General features: G+C 50.2%; 1 protein-coding gene. It reads left to right on the forward strand.

Features of this window, described 5'->3' with window-relative positions:
• Window positions 1-15 precede the first annotated feature (15 nt).
• The coding region (locus FDX22_RS19600) for a hypothetical protein (RefSeq protein ID WP_255432976.1) at window positions 16-241 on the forward strand (226 nt) is incomplete at its 3' end.

A 241-nucleotide genomic window follows, 5' to 3' on the forward strand; every position in this document is an offset into this window, starting at 1 on the left:
ATGAAGCTGCGATTTGTGACCTCTGAATTTCAGGCCCAGCGTCTGGCAGACGTGAAGTTAAAGCGCACCCGCATCGCCAGGACGATGAACGTAACGTTAAATCTGAGCGGATACCGTTACCGCCCGGGAATGTATGTGAAGGTGAATTTCCCGTCTATCGGTATCGTTAATGTTGAAATGCGGGTAACTGACTGGAAGTTCGGCGTTCAGAATGGCGTACAGCTGACACTGAAGCAGGAAA

The sequence above is a fragment of the Citrobacter sp. TBCS-14 genome (assembly GCF_005280805.1).
Lineage (GTDB): Bacteria > Pseudomonadota > Gammaproteobacteria > Enterobacterales > Enterobacteriaceae > Citrobacter > Citrobacter gillenii.